The 17,702-nt window shown below is 62.4% G+C and carries 12 protein-coding genes; 6 read left to right on the forward strand and 6 right to left on the reverse strand.

Going from position 1 to position 17,702, the window contains the following annotated elements; genetic code table 11:
• Nucleotides 1-73: 73 nt before the first annotated feature.
• On the reverse strand, nt 74-2,839 hold the full coding sequence (locus ACL9RL_RS11350; RefSeq protein ID WP_422780363.1) for a LuxR C-terminal-related transcriptional regulator: 2,766 nt from the start codon (nt 2,837-2,839) through the stop codon (nt 74-76).
• Between the two features lie 125 nt (nt 2,840-2,964).
• On the opposite strand from ACL9RL_RS11350, the gene ACL9RL_RS11355 reads away from it, so the two are divergent.
• The gene (locus ACL9RL_RS11355; RefSeq protein ID WP_422780364.1) at nt 2,965-5,043 is read left to right on the forward strand and encodes an Ig-like domain-containing protein; all 2,079 of its coding nucleotides are present in this window, start codon (nt 2,965-2,967) and stop codon (nt 5,041-5,043) included.
• Nucleotides 5,044-5,239: 196 nt separating this feature from the next.
• Entirely contained in the window at nt 5,240-5,701 is a 462-nt protein-coding gene (locus tag ACL9RL_RS11360; RefSeq protein WP_422780365.1) for an SRPBCC domain-containing protein, read from the forward strand.
• A 36-nt stretch (nt 5,702-5,737) separates the two neighbouring features.
• Here the strand turns inward: ACL9RL_RS11360 and ACL9RL_RS11365 are convergent, their stop codons facing one another.
• Together ACL9RL_RS11365 and ACL9RL_RS11370 are read right to left on the reverse strand one after the other, a co-directional pair.
• Nucleotides 5,738-6,772: a methionine synthase gene (locus tag ACL9RL_RS11365; RefSeq protein ID WP_422780366.1), complete on the reverse strand. Its 1,035-nt coding sequence runs from the start codon at nt 6,770-6,772 to the stop codon at nt 5,738-5,740.
• Nucleotides 6,773-6,792: 20 nt separating this feature from the next.
• On the reverse strand, nt 6,793-7,785 hold the full coding sequence (locus tag ACL9RL_RS11370; protein ID WP_422780367.1) for a putative oxygenase MesX: 993 nt from the start codon (nt 7,783-7,785) through the stop codon (nt 6,793-6,795).
• A gap of 123 nt (nt 7,786-7,908) precedes the next feature.
• Between ACL9RL_RS11370 and ACL9RL_RS11375 the strand changes: the two genes are divergently transcribed.
• Entirely contained in the window at nt 7,909-8,850 is a 942-nt protein-coding gene (locus tag ACL9RL_RS11375; RefSeq protein ID WP_422780368.1) for a LysR family transcriptional regulator, read from the forward strand.
• 347 nt (nt 8,851-9,197) lie between these two features.
• On the opposite strand, the gene ACL9RL_RS11380 is transcribed toward ACL9RL_RS11375, so the two are convergent.
• Nucleotides 9,198-9,629 carry a hypothetical protein gene (locus tag ACL9RL_RS11380; RefSeq protein WP_422780369.1) on the reverse strand — a complete coding sequence of 144 codons (432 nt, stop codon included), beginning with the start codon at nt 9,627-9,629 and terminating at the stop codon, nt 9,198-9,200.
• Between the two features lie 44 nt (nt 9,630-9,673).
• Between ACL9RL_RS11380 and ACL9RL_RS11385 the strand changes: the two genes are divergently transcribed.
• Nucleotides 9,674-9,901, forward strand: a complete 228-nt coding sequence (locus ACL9RL_RS11385) for a hypothetical protein (protein WP_422780370.1) — start codon at nt 9,674-9,676, stop codon at nt 9,899-9,901.
• A 961-nt stretch (nt 9,902-10,862) separates the two neighbouring features.
• On the opposite strand, the gene ACL9RL_RS11390 is transcribed toward ACL9RL_RS11385, so the two are convergent.
• Nucleotides 10,863-12,062 carry a GTP pyrophosphokinase gene (locus tag ACL9RL_RS11390; protein WP_422780371.1) on the reverse strand — a complete coding sequence of 400 codons (1,200 nt, stop codon included), beginning with the start codon at nt 12,060-12,062 and terminating at the stop codon, nt 10,863-10,865.
• Nucleotides 12,063-12,764: 702 nt separating this feature from the next.
• On the opposite strand from ACL9RL_RS11390, the gene ACL9RL_RS11395 reads away from it, so the two are divergent.
• Entirely contained in the window at nt 12,765-13,592 is an 828-nt protein-coding gene (locus ACL9RL_RS11395; RefSeq protein ID WP_422780372.1) for a Hachiman antiphage defense system protein HamA, read from the forward strand.
• Complete coding sequence (locus ACL9RL_RS11400) at nt 13,589-16,543, forward strand: DEAD/DEAH box helicase (RefSeq protein ID WP_422780373.1); 2,955 nt, start codon at nt 13,589-13,591, stop codon at nt 16,541-16,543. Before ACL9RL_RS11395 ends, ACL9RL_RS11400 begins: the two co-directional genes overlap by 4 nt.
• 690 nt (nt 16,544-17,233) lie before the next feature.
• Here ACL9RL_RS11400 and ACL9RL_RS11405 read toward each other — a convergent pair.
• On the reverse strand, nt 17,234-17,701 hold the full coding sequence (locus ACL9RL_RS11405; protein WP_422780374.1) for a hypothetical protein: 468 nt from the start codon (nt 17,699-17,701) through the stop codon (nt 17,234-17,236).
• Between the last annotated feature and the right edge of the window lies 1 nt (nt 17,702).

The raw sequence follows: 17,702 nt of genomic DNA on the forward strand, positions 1-17,702 counted from the left end.
GGGTCGGTTCGCACATGCGAGCCGGCCCCTGCGGTCTGCGGCTGCCGGGCGAGCCGGACGCGAAGCACAGCCCTCAGCCCGGCGACGTCTGCGACAGCACCGCGCCCAACTCACGCCGCGAGCTGAGCCCGAGCTTGGCAAGCACCTTCCGCATGTGGAAGGCGACGGTCGGCGTTGCCAGGTAGAGCGACTCGGCGATCTCGGCGTTCGTCCGCCCAAGCGCAGCCAATTGGGCCACCTCGCGCTCCCGGGTGCTGAGGGCCTCGATCCCCGCGATCGTCGCCGGGTCGACGTCCTCGATGAGCGCCAGGGTGCGTCGCAACGCGGGCAGCGCACCGAGGTCGCTGAAGAGCTCGGCTGCCTGGCGGAGCAGACGTGTCCCTGCCGCGGTCTCCCCGAGGAGGATGTGGAGCCGTCCGGCGTCGTGGAGCGCCTGCGCCCTGGGCACGGGCGCGCCTTCCCGTGCGGCCAGACGATAGGCGCGCAACGCTCGGTCGTGGAGGCCGTACGCCTCCGCCACGCGTCCTTCGAGCCAGTTGAGGGAACCGTAGATGGGCGACCAGTCGCGCCCAGCGCGCTCGTGCAGCTCCGACAGCGACCGATCGGCCTCTTCCGCCCGGCCGAGCGCCGCCAGCGCTTCGACGCGGTAGGTGAAGATCCCGGCACCCGCCAGCCAACGCCCGCCGAGCGCGTCGGGCGAGAGCGCTTCGAGCACCTCGTCGGGCCGGTTCCGAGCACGCGCGCGCTGCACAACGGCGAGCAGTTCGAGTTCAGCGCCGAAGGTGTCGTAGTCGGTGACCGTCACCTCCCGGGCGATCCGCTGGTTCTCCGCGTAGGAATCCTCATCGCCGGCTTCAGCGGCCAGGACCGCGCGCAACAGGTAGACGAGCGGGCGAGACGCGACGTCGATGCTGTCGAGCGCCGCGACCACCGCGTCCTCGAGCATCGCTCTCGCATCCGCGACCCTGCCTTTCAGCCACCAGCAGTAGGCCAACAGCACACGAGCATGTCCGAGACTCCACCCCACCGTGCCGTCCGCGGCGAGCGCGAGCGATCGTTCGAGGTCGGCGGTTGCGGCCTCGATCGCGCCTGCGCCCGCCAAGACTCCGCCTCGACAGGTCAGCGCATCGCTCAGCGCCGGTGAAGCCCCTGCCGTATGGATCAGTCGCGACAGCGATTCCACTTCGGCGAGCATCCGTGGGGTTTCCGCGGTGCGGGCGGAGGCGACGACCGCCAAGCCGGTTGCACGGAGCAGGATCTCTTCGGCGGACGGCAGCGGCGCAAGTCGCTCGTCGTGCACCCCGGTGGCTCCCGCCTGCACCCCACGAGCGATCTCGCGTGCAGCATCGAGCAGGTCGAGCACCGGTGCGTAGTCGTCGGTCGTCAGCTGGATCATCACGGCCATCATCGTGACGTGCATCCGAAGCACCGCTGCGTCGGGGTGGTCGGTTTCTGTCGCGAGCAGCTCGCCCACGAATGCGAGTGCCCACTCGATGTCCCCGGTGATCTGCCGCGTCTGGAGCAGGGCGAGATCGCGCACGGGGTTCCGCGGGAGCGCTTCGAGTTCGGGGAGCAGGTCGAGGACGACGGGGCTGACGAATGCCGCACCCGCCAGCACGCACGCTTCCACGAGCAGCTCCCCGCGCAAGGCGGGATCAGCGAGGTCTGCGGCGCGACGGAGGTAGCCGATGGCACGTTCCGCATTGCCTGTGGCCCGTGCGGACTCGGCCGCTTCCCGCACGCGCAACAGCAGCTCCGGATCGAGTTCCGTCGCTGCGTCGAGCCGGCACAGCAACGCGCGGTGCGGGTTCGATACCGATTCGGCCGCTGCGGCCAGAATCGCCGACTTCCGTTCCGGCTGCAGGCGCTCGCGCAGATCGGTGGCGAACAGGTCGTGGAACGGACGCACCGTGCCAGGCGCAGCCCGAATCAGGAGCCCCTCGGCGATGGCCGCCTCGACGTCGACCACGTCTCCGAGCAGGGTCGCGATCTGCTCCACTTCGCGCGCGCTCACGGCGTCGCGCAGCATCGACACGATCTCCACCGCGCATGTCACCTCGGGGCGGGTGTCGTAACCCTGCCGTGTGATCGGACTCTCCGGTCGCAACGGCAGCCGCACGTCCTCGTCCCAGTGTGCGCGTGCGGCACCCGGCGGCGGTTCCATGGCGGCCACGACCGCATCGATCAGCAGGGGAAGTCCGCCGGATAGTTCGCGGATCCGTTCGGCGAGGCGCAACGAGACTTCGATCCCGTGCACCTGGGAGATGTAGGCGCGGACCCCTGCGACGTCGAGCGGTTCGAGATGAACGGTGCGGACGTCGGACCAGGCGCCCGGCTCGGCGTGGACGATCCCTGTCGCGATGTCGTCGGTGTGCGGCGAGAGGCCACTGAAGACCGCGCACGCGCCCGAGAACGCGATCCGCCCGAGCACAAAACGCAGCGCCTGCAACGACGCTTCGTCGATCCAGTGCGCGTTGTCGATGATGAGGAGCAGGCGTCGTGCTGTCGAGGTGTTGCGGGAGAGCGTGGTGAGCAGCGATCGGATGACACTCGCCAGGTCAGGCGTGGTGCCCTCCTCGAAGACGCCGTTCGGGTGCCCGGCGGCCCGCACGACTTTATCTGCGAGTGCGAACGGGAAGCTCGCCTCGAACGAGTCCGCGCTGACCGAGACGACCCGGAAACGGCCGGCGTCATCTGCGAGCCGCCGCACCCAGATGGTTTTGCCGATGCCGCGTAGACCGGACAGCGAAATCAGCATGCTCTTGGCTGCTCGCGCCTGCTCCAGCACGGCCGTCGGTTGATCGTCCCGCGGCGCGGACGGGTAGTGGTTCGTGAGCATCGTTCGCCGATGATATCAACGCGGGCGGGCTATCCACGGCGGATAGTTTTCAACGCCGGCCGGGTTCGGGGCCTCACCGTCGGCATTGACTGGTGCCATTCATGTCTGCACGAAGGAGCTCTCACATGCATGCAGTTCGACCGCATTCGCGACGTCGTCTTCCCTTCACCGCGGCGGTTGCACTCGCGGCGGTCGCGCTTACAGCGGCCGGCCTGTCCAGCGTCGACGCTGCATTCGCCGATGAGACCGTCCAGGACCAACCGATCGGATCGACGTCGGGTTCCTCGTGGACCGTGCCAACCGGCGTCTCGTCGATCACGGTGCGCATCGCTGGTGCGGTCGGGGGCGGAGGCGGTCCGATCAACATCCCAGGCACGACGTGGCAGTTGACGTCCGACGGCGCCGGTGGTGCGGGCGGACTCGTCGAAGCGACGATCGCGGTGCAGCCGGGCGAGACCCTCGTCTTCTACACGGGGACGACGGGCGGGCCGACCGGCACACGACACAGTCCGGGGCAGGGCGGAGCCGGCTACTTCGTCGGCGGCGCAGGGAACACGGGTTCGCTCGTTGGGCACGCTGGTGGTGGTGGCGGGGGTGCGAGCGCAGTGGTGCTGCGCTCCCCCGGCGGTGACTCCCCACTGATCATCGCCGGCGGTGGCGGCGGAGGAGGAGGTTCAGGTGCGGCCTTCGTCGGGTACGAGGGTGGTCAGGGTGGCGCCTCCGGCTTGCGGGGTGGCAACGGGACGGGTGCGAACCACGGCAACGGCGGTGCGATCTCCCCGCTGGGCTCCGGTGGAGGCAGGAAGGGCGGAGGCGCCGCCGACAGCAGCTCCGCGGGTGGCGGAGGCGGCGGTGGAGGAGGCTGGCCGGCCGGAGACGGCGGAGGAGGCGGGCAGCCGGGAGGCGGCGGAGGCGGAGGCGGCGCCGGTGGCAGCACCTGGGTCGACGCATCGCGTGTCGTCGTGAACGTGCAGAGCTACTGGGGTGGCAACGGCACTGCGACGCTCTCGTACACACGCGCGCAGACGACGAGCATCGCCGTGGCGTCGACCGACGCGGATTCCGTGTACGGATTCCCAGCAGATCTCACCGCGACCGTCTCGAACACCGAGGCGAGCGACATGCCGACCGGCTCCGTCGTCGTCACCGACGGCGACGTCGAGCTGGGTTCGGCTCCCGTGCAGCCGGACGGCACGGCATCATTCCCCGGTCTCGTCACCGACGTGGGTGTGCATGAGCTCACGTTCACCTATGAACCAGGCTCTGAACCGTTCGCGACGGCGAGCACCGGGTTCGAACAGACCGTCCGGACCGCGCCGTCAGAGATCACCGATCTGAACGTCGCGCCGCCGACGCGCACGGGCGATCCATCGGTGGTCACCGGCGTTGTGCAGCCGGTGTCCCCACCCGGCGAGGGATACGCGCTGCCCGCGGGCTCCGTGGAGTTCTCGACCGGCGGAGCATCGCTCGCTTCGGTGCCGGTCGGTGCTGACGGGGCGTTCTCGTTCACGCCGGAATGGTCGCCGGCCGAGGTCCCGTTGACGATCGCCTATGCCGGGGACGACCACTACGCGGCTGCCGCTTCCGTGGATGCCGATCTCCCGTTCGCGCTGGCGCCGACGCGGACCTCGGTGGCACTGAATGTCTCGTCGGTCCAGTCGGACGGCAACGTGACAGCGACGTTGCAGACGACTCCGACCGGGCCTGCGGCGATCGCACCGACCGGTACTTTGCAACTCACGATCGACGGCAAGCCGGTCGGCGCTCCGATCGTGCTCGGGTCGGCGGGCGCCGGTGCCGGTGCAGGTGCCGATCTCGGCCCGGTTGCAAGCGCCTCCGCGAACGGCGTCTCAGCGGCGCCGTCGCCCGCGCCATCGCCGTCGCCGTCGCCCGCCGACGCTGCCAACGCTGCGAGCCAGGTGCAGCTCCCCCAGTTGAAGCCGGGCGCCTACAACGTGCAGGCACAGTATCTGGGTGACGCTGCGTTCGCCGCCTCCACGAGCCAGCAGGTCACGCTCACCGTCACGCCTCCGCCGGCCAAGGCGTCGGCCCAAGCAGCGGGGCTGGCACGAACCGGCGCGGACGCGCTTCTGCCAGGGGCGTTGGCGGCGATGCTGCTGACCGCCGGCGCAGCGCTCGTCCTTGCTCGCGCGCGTCGAGCAGCCCGCATCCCCGCTGCAACGGGCAACCAGGTGAGGAAGTAGCGACCACAACGCCAAGTTGAACGAGCGGGGCAGCGAAACGATCCGCCGTCCCGCTCGTTTCACCGTCGACGGGGTCCACCTCCGTGAATGCGAGTCACGATGGATAGTGGGTACGCTCAATGAGGCGCGTTCCAGTTCACGCGCCGCTCGGCGGGCACTGTCCCATCGCGCTCTGCTCGAATGAGAAGGAACCACCGTGTCTGATCACGCAAGAATCAAAGGCCACACCGTGACCCGCACCGTGCACATCGAGGCCGCGCGCACGACGGTTTGGGACGCGCTGACCGACCCCGATGTGATGGTCAAGTGGTTCGGCGACGGTGTGGGGTTCACTGCGCTCGAGCCCGGCGCGACTGGCAGCATCGACTGGGATGACTACGGCAGCTTCCCTATCGAAATCACCGAGGTGGCCCCCGAGAGCTCATTCGGCTTCCGTTGGTCGGGAATCCCCGCCGACCAGCTCGACGAGTACTCGACGCATGTGCGCTTCACCATCGCCGATGCTGGCACCGGGACGGATGTCACGGTGGTGGAGTCTGGCTTCGACACGCTCCCCGGCGGCACCCGCTACCGTCGCGACCGTCTTGAGCAGAACCGAGAGGGCTGGGACGTCGAACTCGACGAGCTCGCGATCCTCCTTGAGGGCGACGCCCAGTAGCTCACATTTGCGGGAGGCCCAGGCCTCCCGCGGATGCTACTTCCCGGTCGCGAGCTCCTCGCGAAGGAGCTCGGCACCAGCGCTGAGCGCACGCAGCTTTCCGCGCGCGACGTCACGAGGCAGCGGCGCCAGTCCGCAGTTCGTGCTCGGGACGAGCTTGTCCGCGTCGACGAAGGCGAGCGCCTTGCGCAGGGTGTCCGCGACTTCCTCAGGAGTCTCGATCGTCTCGCTGGCGACGTCGATGGCTCCGAGCATGACCTTCTTGCCCCGGATGAGCTCGACGAGATCCAGCGGCACGTGGGAGTGGTGGCTCTCGAGCGAGATGGTGTCGATGCTTGATTGCTGCAGCAGCGGGAACGATGTCTCGTACTGCCGCCACTCCGCCCCGAGCGTCGCCTTCCAGTCGGTGTTCGCCTTGATGCCGTAGCCGTAGCAGATGTGCACCACGGTCTCCGCGCGCAGCCCCTCTGCCGCTCGCTCGAGCGCGGCAACGCCCCAGTCCTTCACGTCGTCGAAGAACACATTGAATGCCGGCTCGTCGAACTGGATGATGTCGACTCCCGCCGCCTCGAGTTCCCTGGCCTCCTGGTTGAGGATGGTCGCGAACTCCCAGGCCAGCTTCTCGCGACTCTTGTAGTGGCGATCGTAGAGCGTGTCGATCATCGTCATCGGGCCGGGCAGGGCCCACTTGATCGGCCGATCGGTCTGCTGGCGGAGGAATTTCGCATCCTCGACGAACACGGGCTTTTCACGGCTAACAGCACCGACGACCGTCGGAACGCTGGCGTCGTACCGGTCGCGGATCCGGACGGTCTCCCGCTCATCGAAGTCGACGCCGGACAAATGCTCGATGAACGTCGTGACGAAGTGCTGGCGGCTCTGCTCGCCGTCGCTGATGATGTCGAGGCCTGCGTGGAGCTGCTCCTGGACGGTGAGGCGCAGCGCATCCTGCTTGCCCTCGATCAGGGCGTCGCCCTCCAGCTTCCACGGAGACCAGAGGGTCTCGGGCTGGGCGAGCCATGACGGCTTCGGCAGGCTGCCGACGATCGACGTGGGAAGAAGTGTGTTCATGTTCGAGGGTTCTCCGAGGGTCATTCGACAGGGGCGGTGTAGGTGGCGGCCCACTGTTCGAGGAGGTCGCCGTGCGGCTGCATGAGGTGCTCGTCCGCATACTTCCCCTGCTCGGTCGCGAGCCGGCTTCGCTCTTCGCGGTCGTAGGCGATCTTCGGCACCGAGTAGTCCTGCTGGTCGAGGCTCGGCTGGTAGATGCTCGCGGCGGCCGAGTTCGCGTTGTAGATCTCCGGTCGGTAGATCTTCTGGAACGTCTCCATCGTGCTGATCGTGCCGATGAGTTGCAGGTTCGTGTAGTCGCCGAGCAGATCGCCGCGGAAGTAGAACGCCAGCGGTGCGACACTGCCGCGCGGCATGAAGTATCGGACCGACAGCCCCATCTTGCCGAAGTAATCGTCGGTGAACGAGGAGTCCTTCTGCTCGTACTCGACGCCGAGGATCGGGTGGTGGTTGTCAGTGCGACGGTAGGTCCTGCTCGTCGAGACGCTGATGCAGATCACCGGGGACACCGGGAAACGCTCCCGGTAGGTCTCCGAGTCGAGGAAGTGCTGGAAGAGCTTGCCGTGCAGATCACCGAAGTCGGCTGGAATGGTGAACTTGCCAGCGGCTTCGCTGGCCGCCGGCAGCCGCACGCTGAAGTCGAAGTCTCGGATGTAGGACGAGAAGTTGTTGCCAACGATCCCCGGGGTGCGCTTTCCGGTCAGGCGGTCGAGGACCTGGATGTTCAGGACCTCGAGCAGGGGGAAGTCCTGGTCCTCTCCTGCTGCGGCGAACTGCACCGCGACGGAGACGATCTCGAGTTCGACGGTGTAGCGGTCGCCGGTCGGGTTGTCCCATCGCGCCAGATCATTGAACCGACGGTCGATCATCGTCAGGGCGTTGCGGAGGTTCTGCTGACGGTCTTCACCCCGGGCCAGGTTGGCGAAATTCGTGGTGATGCGGGAGTCGTTTGATGGCGAGTAGTCCTCGTCGAAGCGAGTCGTGGTGATGCGGAACGTGAATTCGTGTGCCATGGGGGCCAATCGGTGAGCTGATCGGCCGGGCTCGGCCTCGCGAAAAGGTGTGTCTCAATGGTGCGCTACGAACTCCCCCATCGAGTAATGCACCGCGACTATGCCATGGCATAGTCTGAGGCTATGTCCAAGCGTTCGAGCGGCATCACGCTGCAGCAACTCACCTACTACATCGAGGTCGCCGCCGAGGGTTCGATCAGCGCAGCAGCCGACCTGCTCTATGTCGCCCAGCCCACCATGTCCGCGGCGATGAAGGATCTGGAGAGCAGAGTGGGGCGTGTCCTGCTCCTCCGCTCCGCCCGCGGCGTGACGCTGACCACCGACGGCGTTGAGTTCCTCGGATACGCCAGGCAGGTCGTGGAGCAGGTGGCCTTGCTCGAACAGCACTATCTCGGTCGTCCGCCGTCACGGCGCCTGCTCGGGGTGTCGACGCAGCATTACTCGTTCGCGGTCGATGCGATGGTGCGGATGGTGAAGGCGAGCGATGCGGCCGAGTACGAGTTCTCGCTGCGGGAGACGCGCACGTGGGACATCATCGAAGACGTCCGCACGTTCCGCAGCGAACTGGGGATCCTCTACCGGAATGACTTCAACCGGAACGTCATCGACAAGCTGCTCCGAGACTCCGGGCTCGCGTTCCGCCCGCTCTTCGTGGCCAAGCCGCACATCTTCATCTCCCGCAAGAACCCGCTCGCTGCTCGCGAGCGCGTGACCCTCGACGACCTCGCCGACGTACCACGGCTCACGTTCGACCAAGGCGCGAACAACTCCTTCTACTTCGCCGAGGAGATCCTCTCCACCCTCTCGAGTCCGCGGGAGATCCGGGTCTCCGATCGCGCGACCATCTTCAACCTCATGATCGGGCTCGACGGCTACACCATCTCGACAGGCATCATCAGCGACGACCTCGACCCCGAGATCGTCGCCATCCCACTCGACGTCGACGAGCGCATCGAGATCGGCTGGATCGGCCACTCCGCCATCCCGCTCACCGAGCAGGCGCAGCGGTATCTCGCTGAGCTGCGGGCCGTTGTTTCGAGTTTCGGTGTGACCTTGCTCGGGTGATCATGTGAGCGGCCAGCAAGACGTCCGCTTCACGGAGCCACTGAATTCGCAAGATGAATGGAGGCGTTGTCCGAGCGCTCGTGCAATGAGAAGAGCCCGTCCGAGCGACGAATCGTCGCCCAGGCGAGCTCTTCTCACGTGATCAGTAGCGATCAAGCAACCGTGGGCAGCGATGGCTCGGCCTTGTCGAGCATCCTCTCCAATCGCGGTAAAGAATGTCGCGATCCATGCTGGGCCACGTACTTGAGGACAACGTCTCGGTCGTAGCTGTCGCTCTCCACTAGATGTTTCAGCCGAACAGCAGTTATGGTAGCGGCGATGTCGTCGTTCCAGCTGTTGTAGCCTTCCTACACGACGCCTTCGAGCGCTTTCAGTCCTGCATCCGTCAGTCCCGGGTTCATGACCTGCTGCGTCACCACGTTGTAGGCACCGATCAGCTTCGCCCAGGCTGCGTGGTTCTCGGACGGCCACTCGAACAAGATCACCACGCTCTTCTTGAGATGATGCACGTTTTCCATCACCTCACGGCTCGGGCACCAGGCGATCACAACGCCACCGTCGACCACGCCTCCGGAGCACTCGGTGACGTTTGGGAGCTTGACGAACTCGGGGTGAGAGCTGGTGCTCTGCTTCGTTGCGCAAGCAATTGTCAGACCTGTCTTGCGCTGCCGGACTACATACAGGCCGAGTGCTTTGCCTGCGACGACGATGCCCTTACTTTCGACCCAAGGCATATGGAGGTACTGGTGCTTGACATATTCGGGGTCATTCTCGGTCATCAGAGTCCCCCGGTCCAGTCGAGCGGTTTGGGCTTCATCTCGATATGGGTGCCGTCGCTGGTCAACTGCGCCCAGTCGGACAGTTCAGGGTCGGTGATGTTGCCGCCATCTTTCGCGAAGAGACTCTGGAGGGCGGGCTTGATCTCTTCGACCGGGCGATCGGTGTACTGCCGGCGAAGCTGATCGAGCTCCTGAGTCTGCTGCTGCGCGAAGTCGTCGCGGCCTGCGCCTCAGTCTCCATGAGGCGCTTGAACTCGCGATCGTTGAATTGAAATGAACTTGCCATTGCGGTCACTACTCTCTCGCCAGCGATCGTGACGATTCGCCTGCAGAGCAGTGCCAATCGAGCGAAGAAGTCGTGGTTGGGAGGGCTAGCGACGACAAGGGCTCCGGACCTCCGCGCGCTCAGCACTTGACGAGCGTCGAGCCAGCCTTCAACGTGGCCGTCTTGCTCTACGACTCGGATGCGGGCGCCTGCCCCGCCTTCGAAAGTATGGCATTCGCGGGCTTGGACGACCGAGACGACTTCACCGTCGGTACTCCTCTTACACTTGAAGAAGAGGCAGAAACACCCGAGAAGCAGCTTGCTACCTCGCGTAAAGGCTATGGAGCTCTTAGAGTCCCAAAGTCTGTCCAGCGACGACTTGGCCCCGATCTGCGGCATAGGAGCCCCGCTCGGCCCAGGCCGGTCAGGGCCCTGTTTGTAGCACTCCTCACGACCACCGACACGTGCTCGCCTCACGCGTTGAGTGGTTGGTTCTACGGCAGAAACTCACTCCGGTGTCGCCAGCCCCTCACAGTGGCACTCAGCGGCGATGACGAACTTTTCCTGGTCGGACCCACCTGCGCCGGACTACGGTGATGTAATTTGTTTCTTGGAGTCCCCGAGTCCGATCGTCGACTAGATGATGGAGGGATGGCGCCGAGTCGCGGTCGTGCGGGTCAAGGCGCGCACGGATCACGCGCGGGTCCGTCGGCGAGGTGGTTCTAGCATGAATATTGTTTGGTCAGCCTGAGCAAAGCGTTCGCGGGCGCTGGCGACAGAAGCCAAAGGGTTAGTGCGAGACGACACCGGCAATACACGAGGACAACACGTCAGGACAAGGTGATTGCCGCCAGGCAGCGATCTATCGAGATCTCGCGCAAGGTCAGGTGATCCGCGTCGAACAGGTCGGCAGTGGGCACTAGCTTGTTTGACCCCCAAGGCATCTACCGCATCAACTCCGGAATCCACTACGACGTGCTGCGAGATCGGCTCGAAGGCCATTCTTCGATATCTCCCGCGTCGAGGCGTGCGACCTCCCTGGTCCTGGTATGGATAGTTCGGAGCAGGCGAAGTGCCTCGGCACTCTGGTTCGCCGGGCTGAAGAATTCTTCAAGGATCTGCTTGTCCGACCCAGAGCGAAGAAGCAAGTGGCGGCAGGCATACAACAAACCGATCCCGCTCGGCAAATCGTGCAAGACTCTAGGCTCTTCATACGCTGCGGATTCTCCCTTGTACTTGGGCTCAGCTATCCAAGCCGATGCGAACTTTGCGATCCACGTGTCAGCCCCCTCGATGGCCTGCAGGAAGGCTCTGATGGACTTGAATCCCAGACGAAGCAGGTCTGAGCTCCGATCGGCCGCGTAGTATTCCTGGATCGGAGTCAGATGGACACCAAGAGCCTTGGCAATCTCGTTGTCGAGGTTAATTGATGTCGGGTCCTCCACGACAAGCGCGATAACCGAGTCTCTGTTAACATCGGCATCCTCCCCAGCGGACATAGCTTTGGTCACTGCCTTCTCATAGGTCTTGAGTTCTTCGCGGATGCTTACGAACTCTGCATCGGCCAATTCAAGCAACCCTGCGAGGCGTGAGAACCGCCTGCGCACATCCCTCGGGATGGAGCTCGCGGCTTTGTAACCGAGATCATGCTCAATCTCGGCCCACGAGTGCTGAAGTATCGATCGGATCTGAATCTCAAACACCATCTCTCGATATGCAGCCCACTCGGGAAGCGATGACCGCGAGGGCCCAATCGACACAACATAGTGGGAAGACAGATAACCAAAACGGTCTGGGTCTAGCAGTGCGCGCTTGTCAACAGAGTTCTTAAGAACTATCAGGAACTCACGCTCGATTAGTGACGCAATCTCGTCGACCTGATCGGGAAAGTAGGTGATGATTCGAAGGCCAAGAATGTCTGTGAGAGGGGCAATCGACGCCGACTTCAGTTTGTCCCGAGCCTTGGTCTGCGCGCTCTCACGTGTCTTTACCCGATGCGACACGTTGTGAACTTCGAGCTGATCCGTGTGCAGCAGTTCCCGCACGAGCAGCTCTACTTTCGAGCCCAGTGCAACGAATTCGGGAGCCAGATTCTGATAGTCGTCGTTGATAGTGAACCTCCAGGTCAGATTGGAAGGTTGACCGGCCATCTCAGCCGAAAAAGTCACGAAAATACTTCACACCGATCAAAGCGCTAGGAGCATATTAGCGGAACCTGTTCGCTCGCAAGGCAGGTCCGAGGACTACATGGTAGTAACCATTTGCAGTCGCGCTGCATCGCTCTCTTGCAGTCTCGTTACCGCCCGAAAACAAGAAATCGCTCCTGATTCTCGTCGGGAGCGCTTTTTATTTAGCAGTTTCACAAACGGTCCATCCGTGGGCTGTTCGCGAAACCCCGCAAGGCGCGGATCGCAGGTCTCCACCTGACGCGTTTTTCCTCGACACCGAATACCTCTTTCTCCTACATCGGTCGAAGCTCTACTCACTCCGCAGGGAACGTTGGCAAACCTGCACGGGTTGGAGTCAGACAAGCCAACGAGGCCCCGCCGACTGATACTTACGAGTATCGGATCCAGTTGCCGTCCACACTGAATACAGTTGGATCCCGTCCAACATCCCGCAAGTCCAGGGAATCTGACACGCTCCGGCAACAAGGCGCTGATGCTCGCGAAGAGGAACAGCCGGCGTTCGCTGACACAACGTTTTGCTCTGGTCTCATTTCTAGACTCAGGGAAGCGCTGGAGACTTCGGCACCAGCATGGCTTTTCAAGAGAATCGGAGGCTCGATTTGTCACTCAACACGTCTATAACCGATAGCTTATTGCGCAGCCGCCGCAGCCGCGGCTGACTCTCACGACGGACGGAAACTTGTGCAGAACCTGGACATCGATCTGACACTTACCAAAGCCCTATTCGTCTCGGTGCAGGATGATCCCTACGTCATAATCGAGATTTCCGACGAGGCCGCGCTTGAATTAAGACGGATATTGCCTACTCCTTTCCGTCAGTTGTATGTCAGTGACGATGAATTGGATCGGGTCCATCTGTCCAGTCAGATCCCGAAGAATGAATTGGTAAGGCTCAAGCTCCCAGATCCTGGCTCGACCATGTCAGGAGACTTTGGCGAAATGCTGACGGCCGTGATGCAAGGGGCGCTGGCGCACCCACTCGAAGTCATCGATCCGAAGAAATGGCGATACAAGCAGGACCGCATCGCACCGGCTCCCAAGTCCGACGTCGTGCAGTTCATATTGCCGGCCTGGCCAGATTCGTCCGATCAAGACAGGCTTATTTGTTCGGAGGTAAAGGCTAAGGCGCTCAAGGGAACCTCAAATCCCGTCACGTCTGCGATCGAGCATTCGAAGAAAGACCAGGACGGTCGGCTCGCACTAACGTTGTCGTGGCTCCGAGAGAGGGCAATCTTCCATGAGGAAAACGAGATGGCTCTGCAGCTGAGTAGATTCATCAAGGCCGATTCCCATCCAGAAGCCGCCTACGAGTACCGCGCCGTGGCTGTGATCAGCGCCGATTTGGTTCCCGACGAGACATCTGCGATTACGAAGGAAATCATTGGCGACGCAGTTCTGATAGTCGTTTCCGTCCCGAACATGAAGAAGACCTACTCTGAGGTCTTCGACGCCATCGCCGAGACCGTTGCGCCAGTGAGCGGGGACACCTTAGAAAAGAGCGTCGTATGAGGCGCACGCTCCGCGATTGGATTGTTGAGGCACAGACTCAGCAGAGTGCCGAGGATTTTCAGCTGCAATCGTCATTGAATCAGCTCGACTTCTCCGATCGGCGCAAAATGGACCTCTACTTTGCGTTAGTCGGTGAAGTATTCGAACTGATCAGATCTCCCACGAGCGCACCGCGTGACTACGCAACAGTAGCGAATGCTCTCGAAATCGAGGCACGTCGCCTTCAGGGCAGCGCTCAAAATGACGCTCACTTCTTTTCGTCCGTAGCTTTTTTCATGGGCGGTTACTCGGCATCCGCATACCTAGCCATGCGGCAGGTGCGCCGCAATGAGTTGACCGCACCCCGATCCGCTGCATGCTTCGACCTTATGACGCGGTCAGCCTTAATCGCTGATGAGAGGGTTAACGCCATAGTCAGTTCAATCCGGTCGGGGACATCTGGAATCGTGACCGCGTTTGCCGAGGAGGAGCAGGAGTTTGCGAACAACGCAATCAATGAGGGGCCCGAGGCCTGGATCAGCCGCTACCTATTCAGCAAGCTTCTCAGCCGATTCGCGGTCACAAACTTGAGGGCAGTGCTCCCCCAAGGCGATTCGCCAGTGTGGACACCTCTCGTCGCTTCGTTCCTCGATCGCCGCCCGCCCGTGTGGGATTTCTTCCCATCACAAATACAAGCGATTGAGGCTGGGCTGTTATCGAGCCCGGACACCTTCTCATTGCAGATGCCGACAGGCGCCGGGAAAACAGCGCTCATGGAAACTTTGATCTTCGGCCATCTCGTTCATAAACCAGAAGACCTTGTCATTCTTCTGGTTCCTTTCCGCGCGTTGGCAAGAGAACTTCGGACGACCTTGGCGGGTCGACTCAGACAGGTCGGTTTGAACACGAGGACGATCTACGGCGGCGCGGTTCCCACGGATGAGGAGCGAACCAATCTCGACTCCTTGAGCGTGATCATCGCGACGCCTGAGTCATTCATCGGCCTACTCGGTGCTCAACCCGAATTGCTCAGACGCGTGACGTTGGTTGTGTGTGACGAAGGTCATCTTCTGGATGCCGACTCGCGTGGCATCGCATTGGAACTACTTCTGGCACGTGTGAGTCGGGCATCGTCATCTCCACGCATCGTGTTTTTGTCCGCCATCGTTCCCAATATCGAAGAGATCAACTCTTGGCTCGGCGGTTCCCCGGGTACCGTCGTGCGGAGCACATCTCGCCCATCGGAGATCGAGTACGCCGTGCTTCGTGGCAGCGGCATCGGCGCGAAAGCGACCGTGGCACTGGAACTCGCGGAACTCGACACGGCCTTGTCCGTTCACACACTTGAGTATTTTCTGGAGCCGCAAGACTTTAGATTTGTGAACCCGGCGACAGGCAAGACCAATACGCACAAATATCAGAGCGTGAAGGCCCGTGCCATCGCCGCTGCACGCAAGGCTCTAACTCTCGGTGCTGTCGCCGTCTTTACAACGACCAAGAGCGGAAACCAAGGGGTGGTCGCCCTTGCTGAAGAGCTACTGCTGCAGTTGCAACTTGGACTGGCTCTTCCCGAACCGATTGCTCATGCGAAAGACCTCGAAGCGTTGCATGACGCTCGTGATTATCTGCAGCGAGAGTTCGGCGCAAACTGGATCGGCACAGAAATGGTGAAGCACGCTGCCGTAATGCACCACGGCGACATTCCCCAAGAGACACGTGAGGTTCTTGAAGACCTTCTTGTCGCTGGTCGATCGCCGATGGTCGTTTGCACGTCAACCCTCGCCGAGGGCGTAAACCTTCCGCTGAGAACCATCGTTCTGAACTCCGTCTTGCGGCGTACGAAGGACGAGGAATTTCCGATGCTAGCAAGAGACATCAAGAATCTCGTTGGACGCGTGGGCCGTCCTGGAAGTTCGACACGTGGACTAGTAATCTGTGCCAACCCAAAGCAGTGGGACCAAATCCGTCCTGTAGCCACAGGTCAAGCAGGTGAGCCAGTTGCCGGTGCGCTGATTCGGATCGTGCGGGAACTCGGTACGTACCTGAGGACGAACGACACCAATTTGGAGAACGCGCTTCTGGAGGGAAGCCCCAACTTCTTCCCTCTCGTGGATGGACTCGACCAAACGTTGATCGAACTGATGACCGAGGAGATAGGTCAAAGCGAATTCGAAGAGGCGGTCGGCCTTCTAGCCGCGTCGACGTACGCGGCAACGCAGGCGCCTGCCGACGAGAGCGAACTTCTAGTGCGGGTCTTTCGGCTTCGTGGTAGTCGGATGCAGGAACATCGCGATTCCGGTCGTCTGGCGTGGTTTCGCGAAACAGGCGCTAGTCCGCGTCTGTTTGACAGCGTTGCGGGCGGTCTCAGGCCGCAAGTTGAAGACTGGTCCTCATTCACATCACCGAACGACGACCGTCTATTGTCGGCTTTCCTCAGCTGGGCTTTCACGAGACCTGAGTACACGCAGGCCGTCGACTTCGCTTTTCGCACGACTGAAGACCCACATGCCACTGAGGTCTCCGCGATTGTCGGTGCGTGGCTGCGAGGAGACACCTACGAAGGAATGGCAGCGGCCGCAGATTTGGACATAAATGCTTGCCTGAGAGTACATGCGGGCGTCGTGCTCCACACTCTGGTGACGCTTGCCGAGCAGGCGATGGTCCTCTTGGAGCGTTTACTCGAAGCGGAGTCCTCCGTGTTGGGGACTCCCGCGAGGATGTTCAGTCAGCATCTTCTGCGTGGAGTGAAGGCATCGGATGCGTTGGAATTGATGAACGCAGGCGTCCGACACCGACGAGCGGCGATCCAGCTAGGCGCCGAACCGCCGAGTGCGGACGCCTTCCAGACCTTGGACGTGACCGCGCGCGCTCGAGCCTCGCTTGAAGGGTCAACTCATTGGCTAGATGACCTCGGCCCCCTCGTCCTGTCGCAAACGCGTCGCGATCTAGGCATGCCGTACATGCAGCCTTAGGAAGCAACTCGAGTTGCTGCGGGGCGCCATTGGAAGCAGCGCCCGCATCAATTTGGACTCGCCCTGTCCAGGGAGGCAGCCGACTACTGCGGCCTGCGTTAATTGCTTTTAGGCAGAATCGACCAGCCACATTTCCAGCGCAAGAACGATGGCGGGGGACTGCTGTCGATCCAGTTGACTTGTATGGCTTGAACCTACTACGTCGCGTTCGTGATCGCCCGCCCGAGAGGGCGACACTCCAGGCGCACCGAAGACATTGGTGCGCCTGGAAGTTGCTAACGAACGTCGGAATCCCGTGGCGAGAGTGCCGGGACGCCGAGTTTGCGCCCCGTCGTCCATGAACAGGCTCGAGAAACAAGAAATCGCCCCGGATTCTCATCCGGAGCGGATGTTTGTGGGCAGTTCTGCGAAGAGTTTCGAGAACGGCCCAGCTGTCGGGCTGAAGGACCTGAACCTTCGACCCCCTTCACCCCAAGGTGTCCAAACGGCTCAATTCCCGCCCAAATCGCGTGATTCCGAGACTCAAATCGTGCAATGCGAGTCATTCATTGCATGGTTTTCATCATTGTGGCCCCTCTTGGTCCCTCTGCTCCAACCACCTGAGAAGGGCGCCCAGAGGAGCACTCCGCCCGCTGCGACGGAGCGTTCAAGAGTTCACTCGCGGCTGTGACCGCCACAGACAGTGTTCTTCTACGCCGCGAATGCTGTTCCGCAAACCAAGCAATGAACGCGGTCAGTCGCATCCTCGGGCACCTTCAGCGGTTCATTCGCGTGGCACGGCGGCTCAACCATCACCATGTCATCCGGTTCGACCAGCGAGTCGGGCGTCTCGATATCCAAGCTGAATGATGAATTCGGCCTGTAGGTGAAGCCTTTCACGCCCTTGAATATATCCGACATTGCATCCTTGACGACCTGATCTAGGGCTCCTCGCGCGCTGCCGTAGCCGTACTCAACTTGCGCCGGCGTCCACCACGAGTCGAGGCCAGACGGCTGACCACAAAGTGGGCAGAAGTACTGCGTTACTGGCTCTGCATTGGGATCACCCTCGTTGTGACTAAACCACTTGAACTCTCGCTCACAGCTTGGGCACTCACGGCGAAGGAAGCCGTCGCTGTCGAGCGGCAGGCTCACGGGAACTCGAATCTCTTCGTCCATT

The sequence above is a fragment of the Plantibacter sp. Mn2098 genome (assembly GCF_049319745.1).
GTDB lineage: Bacteria > Actinomycetota > Actinomycetes > Actinomycetales > Microbacteriaceae > Plantibacter.

What these genes read in the sequence shown, in the direction of transcription:
- ACL9RL_RS11370 (WP_422780367.1), bottom strand. Translation starts at nt 7,785, where the DNA reads ATGGCACACGAATTCACGTTCCGCATCACCACGACTCGCTTCGACGAG.
- ACL9RL_RS11355 (WP_422780364.1), top strand. Translation starts at nt 2,965, where the DNA reads ATGCATGCAGTTCGACCGCATTCGCGACGTCGTCTTCCCTTCACCGCG.
- ACL9RL_RS11375 (WP_422780368.1), top strand. Translation starts at nt 7,909, where the DNA reads ATGTCCAAGCGTTCGAGCGGCATCACGCTGCAGCAACTCACCTACTAC.
- ACL9RL_RS11350 (WP_422780363.1), bottom strand. Translation starts at nt 2,839, where the DNA reads ATGCTCACGAACCACTACCCGTCCGCGCCGCGGGACGATCAACCGACG.
- ACL9RL_RS11405 (WP_422780374.1), bottom strand. Translation starts at nt 17,701, where the DNA reads ATGGACGAAGAGATTCGAGTTCCCGTGAGCCTGCCGCTCGACAGCGAC.
- ACL9RL_RS11365 (WP_422780366.1), bottom strand. Translation starts at nt 6,772, where the DNA reads ATGAACACACTTCTTCCCACGTCGATCGTCGGCAGCCTGCCGAAGCCG.
- ACL9RL_RS11380 (WP_422780369.1), bottom strand. Translation starts at nt 9,629, where the DNA reads ATGACCGAGAATGACCCCGAATATGTCAAGCACCAGTACCTCCATATG.
- ACL9RL_RS11385 (WP_422780370.1), top strand. Translation starts at nt 9,674, where the DNA reads ATGGGTGCCGTCGCTGGTCAACTGCGCCCAGTCGGACAGTTCAGGGTC.
- ACL9RL_RS11400 (WP_422780373.1), top strand. Translation starts at nt 13,589, where the DNA reads ATGAGGCGCACGCTCCGCGATTGGATTGTTGAGGCACAGACTCAGCAG.